Annotated in this window: 18 protein-coding genes and 1 pseudogene; 9 read left to right on the plus strand and 10 right to left on the minus strand. The window is 72.9% G+C overall.

Annotated elements, in window-relative coordinates; genetic code table 11:
* Nucleotides 1-231 (minus strand): annotated as a pseudogene (locus QWZ14_RS10320) (hypothetical protein); the annotation flags it as partial.
* On the opposite strand from QWZ14_RS10320, the gene QWZ14_RS10325 reads away from it, so the two are divergent.
* Nucleotides 220-903, plus strand: coding sequence for a YggS family pyridoxal phosphate-dependent enzyme (locus tag QWZ14_RS10325; protein WP_290316568.1), 684 nt, complete (start codon nucleotides 220-222; stop codon nucleotides 901-903). The pseudogene QWZ14_RS10320 and the gene QWZ14_RS10325 sit on opposite strands and share 12 nt — an antisense overlap.
* On the opposite strand, the gene QWZ14_RS10330 is transcribed toward QWZ14_RS10325, so the two are convergent.
* From QWZ14_RS10330 to QWZ14_RS10340, 3 genes are all read right to left on the minus strand, one after another.
* The gene (locus QWZ14_RS10330; RefSeq protein ID WP_290316569.1) at nucleotides 900-1,097 is read right to left on the minus strand and encodes a hypothetical protein; all 198 of its coding nucleotides are present in this window, start codon (nucleotides 1,095-1,097) and stop codon (nucleotides 900-902) included. The two genes, QWZ14_RS10325 and QWZ14_RS10330, sit on opposite strands and share 4 nt — an antisense overlap.
* 97 nt (nucleotides 1,098-1,194) lie before the next feature.
* The gene (locus QWZ14_RS10335) at nucleotides 1,195-1,719 is read right to left on the minus strand and encodes a L,D-transpeptidase family protein (protein WP_290316570.1); all 525 of its coding nucleotides are present in this window, start codon (nucleotides 1,717-1,719) and stop codon (nucleotides 1,195-1,197) included.
* On the minus strand, nucleotides 1,716-2,903 hold the full coding sequence (locus tag QWZ14_RS10340) for a GTP cyclohydrolase II (RefSeq protein WP_408903662.1): 1,188 nt from the start codon (nucleotides 2,901-2,903) through the stop codon (nucleotides 1,716-1,718). Before QWZ14_RS10340 ends, QWZ14_RS10335 begins: the two co-directional genes overlap by 4 nt.
* A 201-nt stretch (nucleotides 2,904-3,104) precedes the next feature.
* On the opposite strand from QWZ14_RS10340, the gene QWZ14_RS10345 reads away from it, so the two are divergent.
* Nucleotides 3,105-3,821 carry a response regulator transcription factor gene (locus QWZ14_RS10345; RefSeq protein ID WP_290316572.1) on the plus strand — a complete coding sequence of 239 codons (717 nt, stop codon included), beginning with the start codon at nucleotides 3,105-3,107 and terminating at the stop codon, nucleotides 3,819-3,821.
* A gap of 4 nt (nucleotides 3,822-3,825) precedes the next feature.
* On the opposite strand, the gene QWZ14_RS10350 is transcribed toward QWZ14_RS10345, so the two are convergent.
* The 4 genes from QWZ14_RS10350 to ispH all read right to left on the minus strand — a co-directional run bounded on the left by QWZ14_RS10350 (nucleotide 3,826) and on the right by ispH (nucleotide 7,312).
* A complete protein-coding gene (locus tag QWZ14_RS10350) occupies nucleotides 3,826-4,410 on the minus strand; it encodes a malonic semialdehyde reductase (protein WP_290316573.1) in 585 nt (194 codons plus the stop codon).
* Nucleotides 4,411-4,518: 108 nt separating this feature from the next.
* Nucleotides 4,519-5,079, minus strand: coding sequence for a NifU family protein (locus QWZ14_RS10355; protein ID WP_290316574.1), 561 nt, complete (start codon nucleotides 5,077-5,079; stop codon nucleotides 4,519-4,521).
* Between the two features lie 98 nt (nucleotides 5,080-5,177).
* Nucleotides 5,178-6,353 carry an adenosyl-hopene transferase HpnH gene (hpnH, locus tag QWZ14_RS10360; protein ID WP_290316575.1) on the minus strand — a complete coding sequence of 392 codons (1,176 nt, stop codon included), beginning with the start codon at nucleotides 6,351-6,353 and terminating at the stop codon, nucleotides 5,178-5,180.
* A 14-nt stretch (nucleotides 6,354-6,367) separates the two neighbouring features.
* Nucleotides 6,368-7,312 carry a 4-hydroxy-3-methylbut-2-enyl diphosphate reductase gene (ispH, locus tag QWZ14_RS10365; RefSeq protein WP_290316576.1) on the minus strand — a complete coding sequence of 315 codons (945 nt, stop codon included), beginning with the start codon at nucleotides 7,310-7,312 and terminating at the stop codon, nucleotides 6,368-6,370.
* A gap of 158 nt (nucleotides 7,313-7,470) precedes the next feature.
* On the opposite strand from ispH, the gene QWZ14_RS10370 reads away from it, so the two are divergent.
* From QWZ14_RS10370 to QWZ14_RS10390, 5 genes are read left to right on the plus strand one after another with little or no spacing between them, the layout of a single operon-like run.
* A complete protein-coding gene (locus QWZ14_RS10370; protein WP_290316577.1) occupies nucleotides 7,471-7,875 on the plus strand; it encodes a copper resistance CopC family protein in 405 nt (134 codons plus the stop codon).
* The gene (locus tag QWZ14_RS10375; protein WP_290316578.1) at nucleotides 7,876-9,531 is read left to right on the plus strand and encodes a copper resistance D family protein; all 1,656 of its coding nucleotides are present in this window, start codon (nucleotides 7,876-7,878) and stop codon (nucleotides 9,529-9,531) included.
* 2 nt (nucleotides 9,532-9,533) lie between these two features.
* A complete protein-coding gene (locus QWZ14_RS10380) occupies nucleotides 9,534-12,158 on the plus strand; it encodes an MMPL family transporter (protein WP_290316579.1) in 2,625 nt (874 codons plus the stop codon).
* A gap of 49 nt (nucleotides 12,159-12,207) precedes the next feature.
* Nucleotides 12,208-12,717: a hypothetical protein gene (locus tag QWZ14_RS10385; protein ID WP_290316580.1), complete on the plus strand. Its 510-nt coding sequence runs from the start codon at nucleotides 12,208-12,210 to the stop codon at nucleotides 12,715-12,717.
* A 23-nt stretch (nucleotides 12,718-12,740) separates the two neighbouring features.
* A complete protein-coding gene (locus QWZ14_RS10390) occupies nucleotides 12,741-13,616 on the plus strand; it encodes a class I SAM-dependent methyltransferase (protein ID WP_290316581.1) in 876 nt (291 codons plus the stop codon).
* 1,733 nt (nucleotides 13,617-15,349) lie between these two features.
* Here the strand turns inward: QWZ14_RS10390 and murJ are convergent.
* A complete protein-coding gene (gene murJ, locus QWZ14_RS10395; RefSeq protein ID WP_290316582.1) occupies nucleotides 15,350-16,894 on the minus strand; it encodes a murein biosynthesis integral membrane protein MurJ in 1,545 nt (514 codons plus the stop codon).
* 190 nt (nucleotides 16,895-17,084) lie between these two features.
* Between murJ and QWZ14_RS10400 the strand changes: the two genes are divergently transcribed.
* Both QWZ14_RS10400 and QWZ14_RS10405 read left to right on the plus strand, forming a co-directional pair.
* A complete protein-coding gene (locus tag QWZ14_RS10400; protein WP_290316583.1) occupies nucleotides 17,085-17,309 on the plus strand; it encodes a hypothetical protein in 225 nt (74 codons plus the stop codon).
* 52 nt (nucleotides 17,310-17,361) lie between these two features.
* Entirely contained in the window at nucleotides 17,362-19,146 is a 1,785-nt protein-coding gene (locus QWZ14_RS10405; protein WP_290316584.1) for a chloride channel protein, read from the plus strand.
* A gap of 27 nt (nucleotides 19,147-19,173) precedes the next feature.
* Here the strand turns inward: QWZ14_RS10405 and QWZ14_RS10410 are convergent, their stop codons facing one another.
* A complete protein-coding gene (locus QWZ14_RS10410; protein ID WP_290316585.1) occupies nucleotides 19,174-19,452 on the minus strand; it encodes a hypothetical protein in 279 nt (92 codons plus the stop codon).
* Nucleotides 19,453-19,486 lie beyond the last annotated feature (34 nt).

Consider the following 19,486-nt stretch of genomic DNA (forward strand, 5'->3'; position numbering starts at 1 on the left):
GACCAGCAGCAGCAGCCGGCGCCGCCGGCCGAGCGCCGCCAGCCCCCGCAGCACCGCCGGCGCCAGGCCGCGGGCCACCACCGCGGCACCGGGCGGCAGGCGGCCCGCCGCCGCCCGCGGATCCGCCAGCCGGACCGGATCGCTGAACAGATACAGCCGCGGCAGCCCATCGCGCGGCTTGAGCCGGCGCGCCGCGGCCTCTAGCGTCCGCATGGCATGATGGAACGCCACTCCCCCTCCTCCGGCATCGCGGCCAACCTCGCCCGGATCAAGGCCAGGATCGCCGAAGCCGTCGCCCGCGCCAACCGGCCCCCCGATGCCGTCACCCTGGTGGCGGTGTCCAAGACCAACCCGGCCGAGGCGGTCGCCGCCGCCCTGGCCGTCGGCCAGATGGTCTTCGGCGAGAACCGGGTGCAGGAGGCGGCGGGGAAATTCCCGGGCCTGCGCGCCGACTGGCCGGCGCTCCGCCTGCACCTCATCGGCGGGCTGCAGACCAACAAGGCGCGGGACGCGGTCCGGGTGGCGGACGTGATCGAGAGCCTGGACCGGCCGAAGCTGGCGGTGGCGATCGCCGAGGCCATCGCCCGGGAAGGCCGCACGCCCGCCCTGCTGGTGCAGGTGAATACCGGGGACGAGCCGCAGAAGGCCGGGGTGCCGCAGGCCGAGGCCGAGGACTTCCTCCGCGCCTGCCGCGACGACTGGGGCCTGGCGGTGCAGGGCCTGATGTGCATCCCGCCGGCCGAGGCCGACCCCCGGCCGCATTTCCTCTATCTGGCCGAGCTCGCCGCCCGCCACGCGCTGCCGGTGCTGAGCATGGGCATGAGCGCCGACTTCGAGGCGGCGATCGGCTGCGGCGCCACCCATGTCCGGGTGGGCTCGGCCATCTTCGGCGCCCGCGGCTAGCCCGGGTCGGTCCCGGGCTGCTGCCCGGCCGGGCCCTGCCGGCTGGAGAGGACCATGATCAGCATGCCGGCCAGCATGAAGGCCGCCGCGCCGGGCGTGCCGAGCCCGGCGAGGGCCAGCGCGACGCCGATCAGGGCGAGCACCGCCACCGTCGCCCAGGGCCGGGCCAGGATGGTGTGGAAGAATTGGGTCATCGTCCGAGTCTCCCGCGGTCCCCGGTCGGGGCCGGGGCTTCTTGCTTGCGACGCCGCGGATCTTGGTCGGGATGGACGATTTATGTCCAGCAGGAAATCATTCGGCCACCTCGATGGCGGCGAGGCCGCCGGCCAGCAGCGCCCGCAGCGCGGATTCCGGCAGGGCGATGCACCCCTCGGTCGGCGCCAGCCCCGGCCGCGCCAGGTGCAGGAAGATCGCGCTGCCGCGGCCGCGGGCGATGGGCTCGCCCTCCAGCCCGTCGTTCCAGCCGAGCACGCCGATGATGTCGTAGACATGATCCTCGCGCCACAAGGCCTCGTGCCGCGCCTCATGCGGCAGGGTGACGTGGCGGTTGTAGTCGCGGTGGCCGGGGTCGTCGCACCAGCCGTCGCTGGCGGCGATCGGCTCCACCGGGACCCGGCATGCCGGCTGGGCGAGGCGGTCGGCGCGGTAGAAGACGCGGCGCAGCGGCAGCAGGCCGACCGGCGTGGCGCCGTCGCCCTCCCGCTTGTCGCGGCGGATGCCGCCCTTGCCGAGGGCGCAGCGCCAGACCTGGCCGGCGAAGCGCAGCAGCCCGTCCGGCCGCACCAGGGCAAGGCCGGCCGCAGGGTCGCCGCTCATGCGAGGAGGTGGCCGAAGCGGCGCGCCTTGGTCTCGAGGTAGTGGTCGTTCACGCCGTTCGGGGCGAAGGCATGCGCCTCCCGCCCCTCGACGCCGATGCCGCAGGCGGCCAACGCCGCCAGCTTGTCCGGGTTGTTGGTCAGCAGCCGGACGCGGGGGATGCCGAGCTGCTCCAGCATGGTGGCGGCGACCAGGAAGTTGCGCTCGTCGGCGCCCCATCCCAGGGCGCGGTTGGCATCCAGCGTGTCGAGCCCGGCATCCTGCAGCGCATAGGCCCGCAGCTTGTTCACCAGGCCGATGCCGCGGCCCTCCTGGGCCAGGTAGATCAGCACGCCGGCGCCGGCCTCGCCCATGCGCAGGAGCGCCCCGCGCAGCTGCGGGCCGCAGTCGCAGCGCAGCGAGCCGAGCAGGTCGCCGGTGAAGCATTCCGAATGGATCCTGGCCAGCGGGGCGCCGCCCCCGGCCGCCAGCGCCTCCGGCTGGCCGACCAGGATGGCCAGGTGCTCGATCCCGCCATCGGCGGCGCGGAAGGCGACGATGCGGCTGTCGGGCGCCCCGTCCAGCGGCACCTGGGCCTCGGCGACCTTGCGCAGGGCGGTGGCGGCGGCGGCGGGGTAGGCTAGCACGTCGGCGGCCTCGACCGACAGCAGGCCGTCCCGCGCCAGCAGGGCATGCGGCGCGGCGATGACGGCGGGCAGCAGCCGGGCCAGCTTGGCCAGCGCCAGGGCGGCGGCGGCCAGCGGCGGGACGGGCAGCCGCTCGGCGCGGGTGCCCTCGGGCAGCCGGTCCGCCGTGGGGTCGGCCAGGCTGCGGAGCAGGGCCGGATCCAGCAGGCTGGGCGGCAGCCGCAGGGCGACCGGCGCCTCCTCCGCCCCCGGGACGGGTCCCCCCAGGACCGGGCGCAGGGCCGGCAGCGGCGCCACCGCGGCGGCCCGGCTCGGCGCCAGCAGCAGCACCGCCGGGCCCTTGGCCAGGGCGGCGAGCTCGGCGAGGCCGGAGGCGCCCACCGACTCCGCCGCGGCGAGGACGAGCGCATGGTCTCCCCCCCGCAGCAGCACGGGGGTCCCGCGCCGCAGCTCCGAGGCGGCGCGGTGGACGGCGCGCAGGGCGAGGGTCGCCGCATCCGGAAGGCCGGCGGCGGTGCTGTCATGCGGGACGGGGGCAATCGAGAGGGGCATGGTCATCAATCTAGGTCCATCGTCGCCGCATGGCGCCCCATGAATGTGGCGCGGAAACGGCGGCGGACAGCGGGGCAACCGAATGTTGATCCGGGGCGGCACCGGTATCGCGCCGGTCGGCGGTATCGCTTGACAAGGCCGCCACAGCTTCGCCATCGACGGCGATTAATGTTAGCACGGTAAGAACGTCGACCCCTGGGAGATGGCATGGCCGGTCCGCGCCCACTGCTGATCGTGGATGACGATGTCGCCCTGCGGGCGACATTGGCGGAGCAGCTTTCGCTTGATGGCGAATTCGAACCCTCGGAAGCCGCGACGGCCGCCGAGGCCGAGGCGATGCTGGCGGCGGGAACCGCGCGGTTCGACGCGGTCCTGCTCGATATCGGCCTGCCCGACGGCGACGGGCGGGAGCTCTGCACCCGGCTGCGCCGGCAGGGCGTGAAGATTCCCATCATCATGCTGACAGGGGCGGATGCGGAGCAGGATGTCGTGCGCGGCCTCGATGCCGGGGCGAACGACTACATCGCCAAGCCCTTCCGGCTGAACGAGCTGCTGGCCCGGCTGCGGGCGCAGCTCCGGGTCTACGACAACTCCGAGGATGCCGTCTTCCCGATCGGGCCCTACAGCTTCCGGCCGTCGTCGAAGCTGCTGCTCGAGCCGCAGCGCAACCGCAAGATCCGGCTGACCGAGAAGGAATGCGCGATCCTGAAGTACCTCTACCGCGCCGGCAGTCGGCCGGTGGGCCGGCAGATCCTGCTGAACGAGGTCTGGGGCTACAACAGCGCCGTCACCACCCACACGCTCGAGACCCACATCTACCGGCTGCGGCAGAAGATCGAGCCCGATCCGACGAATTCGCGGCTGCTGCTGACCGAGGGCGGCGGCTACCGGCTGGACCCGGCGGCCGGCGTCGCCCAGGGCTGAGCGGCTATTCCAGGCGGGCGGCCTCGTCGAAGCTCAGCCGCGGGCTGCGCGGGAACAGGCCGCTCTCGTCGCCGTAGCCGAGGTTGACCAGGAAGTTGGACTTCCAGCCGCTGCCGGCGAAGAAGGCCTCGTCGACCTTGGCATTGTCGAAGCCGCTCATCGGCCCGGTGTCGAGGCCGACCGCGCGCGCCGCCATGATGAGATAGGCGCCCTGCAGGGTGCCGTTGCGGAAGGCCGTGACCTCGGCCAGCGCCGCGTTGCCGGCGAACCAGGAACGCGCATCCGCATGCGGGAAGAGCTTCGGCAGTTCGTCGTAGAAACGCGGGTCGTGGGCGACGATGACGATGACCGGGGCGGTCATGGTCTTGGCGATGTTGCCCTCGGAGAGCGCGTCCTTCAGCTTCGCCTTGCCTTCCGCGGTGCGGACGAAGACGAAGCGGGCAGGGGAGCTGTTGGCGCTGGTCGGGCCAAGCTTCAGCAGGTCATAGAGTTCCTGCAGCTTGGTGTCGGGGACCGTGCGGTCCTGCCAGGCATTGGCGGTGCGGGCGCTGCGGAACAGCTGGTCGAGGGCGGGGGCATCGAGGGTCATCGGGGGCTCCGGGTCGCGTTGGGCCACCGATATCGCGCCCCGGGCCGGGGCGCCAATGCCCTCCCCGGGATCGCCGCCATCACCGGTGGTGATGGCGGCGGGTCGGGTTCAGGCGTCGACCTGCTCGACGGCGACGACCTCGGGGACGTAGTGCTTCAGCATGTTCTCGACGCCGTGCTTGAGCGTGGCGCGCGAGGAGGGGCAGCCGGAGCAGGCGCCCTGGAGGTGCAGCTTCACCACGCCGTCGCGGAAGCCGCGGAAGACGATGTCGCCGCCATCGCCGGCGACCGCCGGGCGCACCCGCGTATCCAGCAGCTCCTTGATCTGGTCGACGATCTCGGTATCGGCGGGGTCGAATTCCTCGTCCTCCGCGTCGCCGTCGCTCTCGAGCACCGGCTGGCCGGCCATGAAGTGGTCCATGATGGCGCCGAGCACCTGCGGGCGCAGGGTGAACCATTCGGCGTCATCGGTCTGCGTCACGGTGATGAAGTCGCCGCCGAGGAAGACCCGGGCGACGCCGCCCAGGGCGAAGATGCGGGCCGCCAGCGGGCTGCGGGCGGCCGAGGTGGCGGAGGCGAAGTCGGCCGTGCCCTTCGGGCCCATGACTTCCCGCCCGGGCAGGAACTTCAGGGTCGCGGGGTTCGGGGTGCCTTCGGTTTCGATGAACATGGGTCAGGATCCTGCCAAAGCCGGCTGGGTGAATATATCCGTACTAACGTGGTCGGCTTTAGCTCGGGATGCAACCCGCCCACCTCATTCCGTTGGGTTCACTCGGCTGCGACGGCCGGGGTGCCGCCATGCTTGGCGCCGCGGGCCTTCTTGCCCTGCGGCGGCTCGTGCGCGATCTCGGCCATGGTCTGCTCGACGTGCCGGCTGAAGACGAAATCCGCCTTCCGCTGGTTCGAGAGGTCGATCTCGGGCGCCATCTCGCCGGTGGTCTTCGGCCCGCTGATCTGCCGGGCGATCGCCTTCCAGGGGTGCTTCACGCTGTCGATGACGGCGGTCGCCTCGAAGCCCGAATGGACCATGCAGTCGGCGCATTTCTCGTAGTTGCCGACGCCGTACTTGTCCCAGTCGGTCTCGTCCATCAGCTCGGCGAAGGTCTTGGCATAGCCCTCGCCCAGCAGGTAGCAGGGGCGCTGCCAGCCGAAGATGTTGCGCGTCGGGTTGCCCCAGGGCGTGCAGTGGTAGGTCTGGTTGCCGGCCAGGAAATCGACGAACAGCGGCGAGTTGCCGATCTTCCAGCCGCGGTCCTTGCCGCGGGAGAAGATGCCGCGGAACAGCTCCTTCGTCTTCTTGCGGTTGAGGAAGTGCTGCTGGTCCGGCGCCCGCTCGTAGGCGTAGCCCGGCGAGACCATGATGGCGTCGACGCCCATGGCGGTGACGTCGTCGAAGAACTTCGCCATGCGCTCGGGCTCGGCGTTGTCGAACAGCGTCGCGTTGATGGCGACGCGGAAGCCGCGGGCCTTGGCGTCCTTCAGCGCGGCGACGGCGCGCTCATAGACGCCCTTCTGGCTGACCGCCCAGTCGTGGTGGTCCTTGTCGCCGTCCAGGTGGATGTCCCAGGTGAAGTTCGGATGCGGCTTGTACTGCTCGATCCGCTTCTCCAGCAGCAGGGCATTGGTGCAGAGGATGACCACCTTGCCCTTGGCCAGGATGCCCTCGACGATCTGCGGCATCTCCTTGTGCAGCAGCGGCTCGCCGCCGGCGATGGCCACCACCGGCACGCCGGTCTGGTCGACCGCGTCCAGGCATTCCTCGACCGAGAGGCGCTTGTTCAGGATCGGGTCCGGATAGTCGATCTTGCCGCAGCCGGAACAGGCCAGGTTGCACTTGAACAACGGCTCCAGCATCAGCACCAGCGGGTAGCGCTTGCGCCCGGCCAGATGCTGCTTGACCACGTAGGCGCCGACCTTGATCTGCTGCCGCAGCGGGATACCCATAGTCGCTCTGCTCCTCAGCTCGCCGCGCTGGCTTCGGGCTCGACCAGAGCCGCGGGCAGCTTGAACGATATATCCTCGACGATGCCGGGCAGGGCCGAGACCTCGACGGGGCCGAGCCGGCCCAGCGCCGCGATCACGTCCTGCACCAGGCTTTCCGGGGCGGAGGCCCCGGCCGTGATTCCCACCGTCTCCGCCCCCCGCAGCCACTCCGGGCGGAGCGCCGCGGCATCCGGGATCAGGTAGCAGGGCACCCCCTGCTCCGCCCCGATCTCCTGGAGGCGGTTAGAGTTGGAACTGTTGGCGGCCCCTACAACCAGCAACAGGTCGACCCGCCCGGCCAATTCGCGAACCGCGGTCTGGCGGTTCTGCGTGGCATAGCAGATGTCCCGCGTATCAGGGCCGATGAGGTCCGTGAAGCGCCGGCGCAGCGCCTCGATCACCAGGCGGGTGTCATCGACGGAAAGTGTGGTCTGGGTGACATAGGCCAGCGGCCGGTCCGCCGGCAGCGGCAGGGCGGCGACGGCGGCGGCATCGCCGACCAGATACACCTCCCCGGCGATCTGCCCTAGGGTCCCTTCCACTTCCGGGTGTCCGGCATGGCCGATCAGGATGACGGTGCGGCCCTGGGCGACGTAGCGCCGGCCCTCGGCATGCACCTTGGACACCAGGGGGCAGGTCGCGTCCAGCACCGGCAGCCCGCGGCCGGCCGCCTCGGCCTCGACCCGGCGGGAGACGCCATGGGCGCTGAAGACGGTGACGGCGCCGGCCGGAATCTCCCCGAGCTCCTCGACGAAGCGGGCGCCCTTGGCCTGCAGCGTTTCCACCACCCGCTGGTTGTGGACGATCTCGTGCCGCACGTAGATCGGCGCCCCGTACTTCTCCAGCGCCCGCTCGACGATGTCGACCGCCCGCACGACGCCGGCACAGAAGCCCCTCGGCTGCGCCAGAATGATCCGCATCAGCACGCCCCCTGCTCGACCAGCCGCCCCGGCGCTGGTCTCCCCCGCATCGCAGCATCTTGCGCCCTCCAGGTTTTGCTGCACTTTGCCGCCACGTTGCAACCCGGGAGTGGGACCGCGCCCTTGCCGCGCCGGCCCCGCCCCGACCGGAGGCCCGCTTGCGCCACGCCCTGCGCCCGACCTTGCCGCCAGCCCTGCCCCTGCGGCGATTCCTGGCGGGGCTCCTGGGCCTTGCCCTGATGGCGCTCGCCGCCGGCCCCGCCGCCGCCCATGCCGTGGTCGTCACCTCGGACCCCGCCGCCGGGGCGGCCCTGGCCGCGGCACCGGCCGGCGTGACAATTCGTTTCAACAGCCGGCTGGATCATGGCCGCAGCCGGCTGCTGCTGATCGGCCCCGACGGGGCGCAGCAGCCGCTGCCGATCGCCGCCGACAGCGAGCCGACCGTGCTCGCGGCCCCCGTCGCCTCCGCCGGTCCGGGCCAGTGGCGGCTGCGCTGGCAGGTGCTGGCGGTCGATGGCCACATCACCCGCGGCGACATCCCCTTCAGCATCCGGGCCCGCTAGGTGGAGCAACTCCTCGACCTCTATGGCTTCGCCAGCGTGGTCCTGCATGCGGCGGAGCTGGTGGCGCGCACCGTGCTGCTCGGCAGCGTGGTCTTCTGGGTGCTCCTGGCGGTGCCGGCGGGGCGGCTGATGCCGCCCGGCGATGCCGACCGGCTGCACGGCATCGCCCGCCGCGCCGTGCGGCTGGCGGCCGTCGCCGCCCTCGTCACCACCCTGCTCGGCGGGCTGCTCGGGCTGGCGGCGCTGGCGGCGACGCTGGAGCTGCGGGCGGGCGCGCTGATCGGCGCCGATTTCATCGCCCTGATCGGGCTGGCGCTGCTGGCGATGCTGGCAGTGCTGGTCCTGGCCGCCCCGCCCGGGGTGCCGGGGCCGCGGCGCCGCTGGGCCTTGCTCGGCGCCGCGGCGGCGGTGCTGCTGGCGGTCACCTTCGGCAGCCATGCCATCGCCCGGACCGAGGAGCGGCCGATGCTGCTGCTGGCGACCGGGCTGCATCAGGCCGGCGCCGCCTTCTGGCTGGGCGGGCTGCCCTGCCTGCTGGCGGCGCTGCGGCTGACGCCGGCCTCGGCCCGGCTGGTCGGGCAGCGCTATTCATGGGCGGCGGCGGGCGGCGTCGGGCTGATCCTGCTCGGCAGCGCCGGCTTCTGGCTGGGCTACATCGGTGCGGTCGAGGCTGTGTATGGCACCGCCTATGGCTCGATGGCGGCGACCAAGCTCATCATGCTCGGGCTGCTGCTGCTGCTGGGCGCCGCCAATTTCCGGGCGCTGCATGGGGTGGCCCCGATGGGCCAGGGCCTGCCCCGGCTGCGCCGCTTCATCGAGGCGGAGATGGCGATCGGCATCGCGGTGCTGGCCGTCGCCGCCTCCCTCACCTCGGTCCCGCCAGCGGCCGACCTGCCGGACGACCGCGTCACCTGGGCCGAGATCACCGAGCGCTTCACGCCGCAGCTGCCGCGGCTGAGCAGCCCGGACCATGCCGACCTCGCCATCCCGGCCTTGCAGGCGCAGCTCGATGCCGAGTGGCAGCAGCGCCAGGCGGCGCAGCGGCCGCAGGCCTTCACCCCGGGCGAGGGGCTGCTGCCGCCGCGCAACGCCACCGACATCGCCTGGAGCGAGTACAACCACCACTGGGCCGGCATCATGGTGCTGCTGGTCGGGCTCGCGGCGCTGCTGGACGCGACCGGGCGGGTGCCGCTGGCGCGGCACTGGCCGCTGGTCTTCCTCGGCCTCGCCGGCTTCCTGCTGGTGCGCTCGGACCCGGAGGCCTGGCCGCTCGGCGACATCGGGCTGCTCGACAGCCTGCGGGACCCGGAGGTGGTGCAGCACAAGCTCGCCTCGCTGTTGGTGGTCGGCTTCGCGCTGTCCGAGTGGAGCGTGCGGCTGGGGCTGCTGCGGGGGCGCGTGCGCTTCGTCTTCCCGGTGGCGATGCTGGCGGGCGGCGTGCTGCTGCTGGCGCATACCCATGCCATCTCGAACATCAAGGAAGCCCAGCTCATCGAGCTGTCGCACCTGCCGCTGGCGGTCTTCGCCGTCATCGGCGGTTGCGCCCGCTGGACCGAGCTGCGCGGGCCGGAGGCGCTGGCGCGGGTGGCGCGCTGGCTCTGGCCGCTGTGCCTGGTGATGATCGGCCTCCTGCTGCTGCTCTACCGGGAATCCTGACCTTGGCCGAAGCGGCTGTCGGGGCGCTGGCGCGCGGTTGCGGCGCGCTGGCCGGGATCTGCGCCCGCTGGCCGCGGGTGGTGCTGGCGCTGGCCCTCGGCGTGGCGCTGCTGGCCGGGGCGGTGGTGTCCCAGCGCTTCGAGATGAACACCGACACCGATGCGCTGTTCCCGGCCGACCTGCCCTGGCGGCTGACCGAGGAGCGCATGGCGGCGGCCTTCCCGCAGCGCGAGCAGGTGATCGCCGTGGTGGTCGATGCCCCGACCGGCGATGCGGCGGACCGCGCGGCGGCCGGGCTGGCCGCGGCGCTGGGGCGTCGCCGCGACCTGTTCCGCAGCGTGCAGCGGCCGGATGCGCTGGAATTCTTCCGCCGCAACGGGCTGCTGTTCCTCGATGAGGCGGCGGTGCGGGAGACGACGGAGCGGGTGATCGCCGCCCAGCCGCTGCTCGGCACCCTGGCGGCGGACCCCAGCCTGCGCGGCATCGCCGCCGCCTTTGGCCTGGTGCTGACCGGGGTGGAGCGGGGCGAGGCGACGCTCGGCAGCATCGCCGCGCCGCTCGCCGCGCTGGCTGGCGCGGCGGAGGCCGCGGTGGCGGGGCAGGTGGCGCCGCCGGACTGGGGCCGGCTGTTCACCGGCCGCGCGCCGGAGCCGATGGAGCTGCGCCGCTTCGTGCTGGTGCAGCCGCATCTCGACTTCTCCGCCCTCAGCCCGGGGGCGACGGCCGCGGAGGCGATCCGCGAGGCCGCCCGCGACCTCGAGATCCCCGGCGTCCGCATCCGCATGACCGGCGAGGTGCCGATGGCGGACGAGGAATTCGCCAGCGTGGCGGATGGGGCGGTGCGGAACACGCTGCTCTCGCTCGGGCTGGTGGCGCTGCTGCTGTGGCTGGCGCTGCGGTCCTGGCGGCTGATCCTGCCGGTGCTGGCGACCCTGCTGCTCGGGCTGCTGGCGACGGCGGCCTTCGGCGCGGCGGCGATCGGCGCCTTCAACCCGCTGTCCATCGCCTTCGCGGTGCTGTTCATCGGGCTCGGGGTCGATTTCGGCATCCAGCTCGCGGTCTGCTACCGGGAGCAGCGGCAGCGCTTCGACGACCTCGCCGCCGCCATCGCCGCGGCCGGGGAGGTGGCGGGGCCGGGCATCGCCCTGGCGGCGCTGGCCATCGCCGGGGCCTTCCTCGCCTTCCTGCCGACCGAATACCGCGGCGTCTCCGAACTCGGCGCCATCGCCGGCTTCGGCATGCTGGTGGCGGCGCTGCTCTCGCTCACGGTGCTGCCGGCGCTGCTGCGGCTGACCTCCCCGCCGGCCGAGGCGGCGGAGGTGGGCTGGGCCCGGCTGGCGCCGCTCGAGGCCTGGCTGGCGCGGCGGGCCTGGCGGGTGACCGCCGGCCTCGCCCTCCTGGCGCTGGCCGCGGCGGCGGTGCTGCCGCTGCTGGTCTTCGACTTCAACCCGCTGAACCTGCGCGACCCCAGGTCCGAGGCGGTGGCGACCTTCCGCGACCTGATGGGCTCGGCCGAGACCACGCCGAACACGCTGAGCGTCCTGGCCCCCTCCCTCGAGGCGGCGCAGCCCCTGGCGGCGCGGCTGGAGGCGCTGCCCGAGGTCGCCCGGGTGATGACCCTGGCGAGCTTCGTCCCCGAGGGGCAGCCGGCGAAGCTGGCGCTGATCCAGGATGCGGCCGACCTGCTGGGCCTGACCCTGGCCCCGCCTGCGGTGGCGCCGGCACCCGACGATGCCGCGGTGGCGGCGGCGCTGGCCGGGCTCGCCGCCGCGCTGCGGCGGGAGGCGGGCGAGGCGGGGGATGCGCCCGCCGAGGATGCACGGCGGCTGGCCGCGGCACTGGCCGGCCTGGCGGCCGAGGGCCGCGGCCGCCTCGCCGAGGCGCTGCTGCCCGGGCTGGCCGGGACCCTGGCACAGCTGGCCGAGGCGCTGCAGGCCGGCCCCGTCACCCTGGCCGGGCTGCCGCCGGAGCTGGCGCGGGACTGGGTGGCGGCCGACGGCAGGGCGCGGATCGAGGCCTGGCCGTGCAACCTCTCGGACGACAACGCGGCGCTGCGGCGCTTCGCCGATGCGGTGCAGTCGGTGGTGCCGGGGGCGAACGGGATGGCGATCTCCATCCAGGCCTCCTCCGCCACCATCCGGCAGGCCTTCATCCTGGCCGGGGCGCTCGGCCTCGGCTGGACCATGCTGCTGCTGCTGGCGGCGCTGCGCAGCCTGCGGCTGGCGCTGCTGGCGCTGGCGCCGCTAGTGCTGGCGGGGCTGGTGACGCTGGCCGCCTGCGCCCTGTTCGGGCCGGCGCTGAACCTGGCGAATGTCATCGCCCTGCCGCTGCTCTTCGGCATCGGCGTCGCCTTCGACATCTACTTCGTGGTGGCCTGGCGGGCCGGGCAGCGGGCGCTGCTGCCGACCGCGCTGACCCGGGCGGTGCTGTTCAGCGCCCTGACCACCGGCGCCGCCTTCGGCACCCTGGCGCTGTCGTCGCATCCGGGCACCGCCAGCATGGGCGTGCTGCTGGCCATGTCCCTGGTGGCGACCCTGGCGGCGGTGCTGCTGGCCCTGCCGGCGCTGCTGCATGCGCTGGCGCCGGACCATGGCCGTTGCAGGCGTGATCCCGCCATGCGCGAATAACCATGCAATCGGCTCGGAAATCCGTCATGCTGCAGCGCAGCAAAACGCGATGGATCAAATCCTTATGTCCAACCTCATGCCGAGCCTGACCGCCGCGACCGATGTCCTGGCCTCCGCCAACCGCAATTCCAGCCAGACCGGCGAGCTGGCCCTGGCCGCCGCCGAGGTGGTGCTGCGGCGGATGACGCTCGGCGGCATCGCCATGGTCAACCCGGCCGGGGCCGACCATGCCGAATTCGCCCGCATGGTGCCGGAGAAGACCAGGGCCTTCGCCGATGCCGGCACCGCGCTGGCCAGCCAGTCGGCCCGGATGGGCGAGGCGATGGCGCGGTTCCTGGTCGAGGAATCCGCCTTCATGGCGAAGGCGGCCGGTTCGGTGATGGCCAGCGGCCATGCCGGCGGCATGATGGCGGCCCAGGCCCAGGCCACCATGGCCTGGTTCGGGCGGATGGCGGTGCAGTCGGGCGCCATGTGCCTGCTCGCGCTGGAAGCCCAGGGCGCCGCCCTGGCCCCGATCCATCGCGCCGCCACCGGCAATGCCACCCGCTTGCGCGCCTGAGGCCCTGGGTGCCTGATGCGCCGATGGAAAAGCAGCCGCCGGCGCTGAGCGGGGTGCCGGAGACCATGCTCTGGCCGCTCTATCACCGCGCCGTCGAGACCCGGCGGCCGGACGGCGTGCTGCACGACCCGGAGAGCCTCCGGATCATGCAGGCGCTGGACTACGACTTCGCCGGGCATTTCGGCCCGCCCGGCGGTTCGCTCGCGGTGCGGGCGGCGGGCATCGACCAGGCGCTGGGCGCCTGGCTGCGCGACCACCCCGATGGCCAGGTGGTCTCGCTCGGCGAGGGTCTCGAGACCCAGTCCCGCCGGGTGGACAACGGGACGGTGCGCTGGCTCTCGGTGGACCTGCCGGAATCCATCGCGCTCCGCGAGCGTTTCCTGCCGCCGACCCGGCGCTTCCGGCACCTGGCGATGAGCGCGCTCGACCCGGGCTGGATGGCTGGGGTGGACCGCGCCGCGCCGGTCTTCGTCGTGGCCCAGGGGCTGCTGATGTACCTGCCGCCGGAGGCGGTGCAGGGCCTGCTGGCCGCGATCGCCGCCGGCCTGCCCGGGGCCTGGCTGGTCTTCGACACCGTGCCGCCCTGGCTGTCCCGCCTCACCCTGCGGGGCTTCCAGCAGACGCCCCGCTACCGGCTGCCGCCGATGCCCTGGGGCATCGCCCGCGACGCGATCGGCCCGACCCTGCGGCGCTGGTGCCCGGGCATCGGCTTGGTCGAGCTGCTGCCCTATGCCCTGCCGCGCGGCGTGCCGGGGGTGCTCGGGCAGTTCATGGCGGCGGCGCCGGTGCTGCGGAACCAGCTGCCGAGCCTGGTGCGGACCCGCTTCGGCGGGATGCCAGCCAGTCCCGGTAGCGGGCCCCGATCTCCTCGAACAGGCGGAAATACACCGCGCGGCTGAAGTGCAGGTAGCTGCCGCTCTCGACGTCGTCGACGCTCCCGACCAGCGCCGATAGCTCCACGAAGGCCACGTTCGGATAGGGCTTCGCCGCCGCGCGGAAGACCGCGTTCAGGGTGACCTGCGGGGCATGGTCGAGGGCGACGCCGTCCAGGTTGATGGTCTTGTTCGGCAGGATGACGACGAACAGGGCATTGGCCGGGATGCTGGCGAGGATGCGGCTGTAGAGGGCGAAGTACCGCTCGGGGTCGTCGCAGGCGACCGGCGTGTAGTCGCGCTCCAGCAGGGCCGTCACCCGCTCGTACTCGGCCGCCTGGGCGGCGGTCCGGCCGGGGTGGCTCGGCAGCATCGGCTCGCGGAACCAGTGGTGGCATTCGAAGCCGGTCGCCTTGTGGCGATAGGGCAGGCGGGAGGCATCGCCGCTCGGGCTGTAGATGATCAGGGTGTCGTCGTCGCAGGCATCGAACAGGCGGGTCTCGTAGAAGTCCCGGTCCATGCCCAGGTCGCGGATCAGGCTGGCCGTCGCCTCATCCAGCCCGGCGGCGATCTGGCCCAGGATCAGACTGGCATGCCGCGGGATATAGAGATGCTCCCGCATGGCGATGAACTCGCCCACCACCGCCCTGGCCCGGGCGCGGAAGAAATGCTCGATCACTTCCAGCTCGCAGCCGCCGCGGATGCGCACCTCGCCGAAGGACTTGTCCGCCGCCGCGGCGGCCTGCGGCCCGGGCCCCGCCGTGATCCAGTCCACCGCGCCGGGCAGCTTCGACAGCGGCTCGCCCACCACGGTGATGTCGGGACGGCCCAGCAGGTCGTACACCCATTGCTCCACGCCCATGCCCAGGGTGCGGCATGAGAAGGCGAAATGCACCAGCCGCGGCCTGCCCCAGGCGGTGATTCCATGCACCAGGAAGATGCCGCAGATCCCGTAATCCCCGTACCGGTCCCGGACCTGGACCAGCCCGGCCCGGGCATGAAAGGGCGCGATCTCCTCCAGCAGCGCCGCCTTCGCCAGCGCCATGTCCTCGGGCAGCCGCCGCTTGGTGAAATTGAGCTGGTTGGTGCGGTTGACCAGCTCGACCGCGCGATCGAGGTGGTTCTCGATGTCGTAGAGGATCGAGACCTCGATCCGGCTCTGCCGCAGGAATTCGACGCCCTGGCCGCCGACCGCCCGCATGTCCTGGTGCCGGGACTCCAGCAGCTTGTAATGCCGCAGCCGCGACAGCCCGGGGTCGGGCCTGCCGGCGAAGGCCGGGTCCTGCAGGAAGCCGGCGATGGCGGTCTCGTCCACCACGTTCAGGGCCGGCAGCAGGGCCTTGGCCTGGGCGCGGTTGCCCGGATTGTCGTCGACGAAGAGCACCGTCTCCGGCCGCAGCTGCACCGCCGCCACGATCTCGGCGAGGCGCTCCGGCTTGCTGGACCAGTTGACGCTGGGGAAGATGAAGTAGTCCCAGATGCCGTGCTGGCGCAGGATCGGCTCGACCGCGGCCAGGTCGTTCCGGGAGCACAGGGAATTCAGGATGCCGCGATGGCTCAGGGCGACGACGATGTCGTGCCGTTCGGCATTGTAGGTGATGCCACCTTCGCAGAGCGTGCCGTCCCAGAAGGTCTCGTCCAGGTCCCAGATGACCAGTCGGATGTCATGCAGCATGGCGAACCACTTCAATGCAGGGTTGTATTAAAAGGCAATTCGGCCCTGCCCGCACCTCCTTATCTGGCTGGCCGGCGCGCCGGCCTCAGGCCTTCCTGCGCCGCCGGCGGAGCATCCCCCGCACTTCCCGCAGGTCCACCGCCCGCAGCAGGTGCGCGGCGACGAAGTAGGCGGCGCTGCCGCCGGCGACCAGCAGCCCGAGCGCCACGAAGCGCAGCCCCGGCGCCGCCGGGAAGAGCAGCGCCTGCAGCAGCCAGAGCACCACGCCCATCGCCGCGGCGGCCAGCAGCAGCCGCGGCAGCCGCTGCCGCAGCCGGCGGTCCGGGACGAACTGGCCGCGCCGCAGCAGCAGCACGCCGAGCGCCAGGGCGTTGAACCAGGCCGAGAGCGCGGTCGCCAGCGCCACCCCGACGTGGCTGAGGTACCGGGTCAGGATGAGGTTGAGCAGCAGGTTCAGCGCCACCGCGGCGAAGCCGACCTTCACCGGCGTCGCGGTGTCGCCGCGGGCGAAGAAGCCGGGGGCGAAGATCTTGACCAGCACATAGGCCGGCAGGCCGATGGCATAGGCGCCGAGCGCGGCGGCGGTGGCGGAGGCCTCGGCCGGGCCGAAGGCGCCGCGCTGGAACAGCACGCCGACGATGGGATAGGCGACCACCGCCTGGCCGACCGCGGCCGGCAGGCAGAGCAGCAGGGAGAGCTCGGCCGCCCGGTTCATGGTCCGGTGCGCCGAGAGGCTCTCCCCGGCGCGGACCTGGCGCGAGAGCAGCGGCAGCATGGCGGTGCCGACCGCGGCGCCGATGACGCCGAGCGGCAGCTGGCCGACCCGGTCGGCGTAGTAGAGGTAGGAAACGGCGCCGGCCGGCAGGAAGCTGGCGATGATGACGTCGATTGCGAGGTTGAGCTGGGTCACCCCGGCGCCGAGGATGCCGGGGACCATCCGCCGCAGCACCTGCCGCACCTCCGGCGCCAGGGACGGCAGCCGCAGGATCCGCAGCGCCATCCCCGCCCGGGCGCAGGCCCAGAGCACGAGGCCGAGCTGCACCGCGCCCGAGGCGACCACGCCCCAGGCCAGCGCATGCGCCGGCGTCGCCACATAGGGCGTGAGGACCAGCAGCGAGGCCATGGACAGCAGGTTGAAGAAGATCGGCGCGGCCGCGGCGGCGGCGAAGCGCTCCAGCCCGTTCAGCACGCCCGAGACCAGCGCGGTCAGGCAGATCAGCAGCAGGTAGGGGAAGGTGATCCGGGTCAGCTCGATGGCGAGCGTGAACTTGGCCGGGTCGTCGGAGAAGCCCGGCGCCAGCACCCGCATGAGCTGCGGCATGGTGATGATGCCGATCACCACCAGCAGCGACAGCCACAAGGTCATCAGCGCCGCCATCCGCTCGGCCAGCTGCTGCGCCACCTTCGGCCCCTGCACCGCCAGCGTGCCGGCGAAGGCGGGGACGAAGGCGGCGTTGAAGGCGCCTTCCCCGAACAGCCGGCGGAACAGGTTCGGCAGCTTCAGCGCGACGAAGAAGCAATCCGCGATCGGCCCGGCGCCGAGCCGGGCGGCGATGAACATGTCCCGGGCAAAGCCGAGCACGCGGCTGGCCATGGTCCAGCCGCCAACGGTGAGGACGCCTTTGAGCATGGCGCGCCCTCTAGCCTGGAATCGCGGCGGCGGCGAGGCGCCAGGCGGATCACGGCATGTGGCCGGATGCTTCCAGCAACCGGCGGGGTTCGGGCCGGGACGATTCTTCGCACCCGTCGCCGCCGCCGCCGGCTATGCTCGGCTCCTGGCGGCTGCCGCCCGGTGGCCGGCCATGACGGAGGATCCCGGCATGTCCGATGCGGTCATCGCCCCCCTGGTCCGCGACCTGGTCGCCTGGGTGGCGGCCGGCCCCCGCCCCTACCGGGAGGTGATCGAGGCCTGGCGCACCTCCTGCCCGCGGCTCACGGTCTGGGAGGATGCGGTGGATGGCGGCTTCGTCGCCGTCACCGGCGGCGCGGGCGGCTTGCTGGTCGAGGCGACGGAGCGCGGAAAAACGCTGCTTTCGGCCCGCTGACCGCCAGAAGTGTCTCGCCACCGCCGCGCCGCTGCGGCAATGACCATCCGGCATGCATACCTCCGATCTCCGGCGCCGGGTCCTGTTGCTGCGGCGCTGGTCGCGGCTGGCCGCGCAGCTGCGCGGCTGGGTCCGCGGCAGCGAGGTGGCGGTGGTGGTGCTGGCCGTGCTGGTCGGCGGCACCGTCGGCCTGCTGGCCTGGGGCATGGGCGCCCTGGCGCATGGCCTGCAGCGCCTGCTCTACGATCTCGAGCCGCATCTGCGGCTTTCCGCCGCGACCCGGCTGCCGGCCTGGCAGCTGCTGCTGATCCCGGCGCTGGGCGGGCTGGCCCTGGCCATGCTGAACCGCGCCATCGCCCGCTGGCGGCCCAAGGCGCCGATCGACCCGATCGAGGCCAATGCCATGCACGGCGGCCGGCTGTCCCTGACCGACGGCGTCGTGGTCGGGGCGCAGACGGTGCTCTCGAACGGCGTCGGCGCCTCGGTGGGGCTGGAGGCGGGCTATACCCAGGTGGGCGGCGGCATCGCCTCCCGGCTCGGCCAGGCCTTCTCGCTGCGGCGGGGGGACCTGCGGATCCTGGTCGGGGCCGGCACCGCGGCGGCGATCGGCGCCGCCTTCGACGCGCCGCTGACCGGCGCCTTCTATGCCTTCGAGCTGGTGATCGGCACCTACAGCATCGCCGCGCTGTTTCCGGTGGTGGCGGCCGCGGTGACCGCGGTGCTGGTCGCCCGCAGCCTGCAGGCCGGCACCTACATCGTCGAGAGCGCGGCGCCGAGCGTGGTCGACCTCGGCACCTATCCGTTGGCCCTGCTGATCGGGGCGCTCTGCGGCTTGGCCGGGATCGCCATGATGCGGGGCGTCGGCCTCACCGAGGCGCTGCTGGTGCGGAGCATCCCTTCCGCGACCCTGCGGCTGATGCTGGGCGGGCTGGCGGTGGGCGGGCTGGCGCTGATCTCGCCGGTGGCGCTCTCGGCCGGGCATGGCGCGCTGCACCTGGCCTTCATGACGGAAGCCCCGGCCTGGCCGGTGCTGGCGCTGCTGCTGGTGAAGGCGGCCTCCTCGATCCTGTCGCTCGGCAGCGGCTTCCGCGGCGGGCTGTTCTTCGCCTCGCTGCTGATCGGCGCCCTCGGCGGCAAGCTCTTCGCCGGGGTGCTGGCGCTGTGGCTGCCGCCGGGGCCGGACCCGCTGCTGATGGCGATCATCGGCATGAGCGCCTTCGGCACCGCGGTCATCGGCGCGCCGCTGGCCATGACCTTCCTGGCGCTGGAGACCACCGGCAGCCTGGCGGTGGCCGGGCCGGTGCTGGCGGCCGTCGCCGTCTCCGGCCTGATCGTGCGGCGGCTGTTCGGCTATTCCTTCGCCACCTGGCGCTTCCACCTGCGCGGCGAGACCATCCGCAGCGCGCACGACATCGGCTGGATCAACGACCTGACCGTCGGCAGCGTGATGCGGCGGGAGGTGCCGACCGCCGCCGCCACGCTGGACCTGGCGGCCTTCCGGCAGCGCTTCCCGCTCGGCGCGGCGACGCGGGTGGTGCTGCTGGACGAGGCCGGCCGCTACGCCGGGCTGGTCTCGGTCCCGGAGGCGCATGCGGCGCCGCTGGAGGGGGGCTCGCTGTCCGGCCTGATGCACCTGGACGACCGGGTGCTGCTGCCGAGCATGAACGCCCGGGTCGCCATGGCGGCCTTCGAGGCGGCCGAGGCCGAGGCCATGGCGGTGGTCGACGGGCCCGGCCGCAAGCCCATCGGGCTGGTGACCGAGGCCCATCTGCTGCGCCGCTACGGCGAGGAGATGGAGAAGCGGCGGCGCGAGGAAAGCGGGATCGCCTCGGCCTGACCCGGCGGGCCGCCGAGGCCGCCTTTCCTATTCCTCGGCGAGGCCGGCGCTGGAGCCCTGGCTGCCCTTGCCGGTCGCCTTGTCCTCGGTCACGCCGGCCGCGGCGGCGCCGCTCTCGGCGGTCTGGCCCTTGACCTTGATGTTCACCGGCCCGCCGGGGGCCTTGGCGTCGGTCCGGTTGTTGTTGTCACCGGGGGCCGGCTGGTACTGGTGCTCCGGCGACTTGTCCCGCTCCGGGGCATGCGGGCCGCGGCTGCTGGTCAGGTTCTCGTAGGGCTCGACGTTGGTCTTGGGGTCGGCTGGCATGGCGATCACTCCCGGTTCGGGAAGCCAACGCCGC

Source organism: Paeniroseomonas aquatica (genome assembly GCF_030409335.1).
GTDB lineage: Bacteria > Pseudomonadota > Alphaproteobacteria > Acetobacterales > Acetobacteraceae > Belnapia > Belnapia aquatica.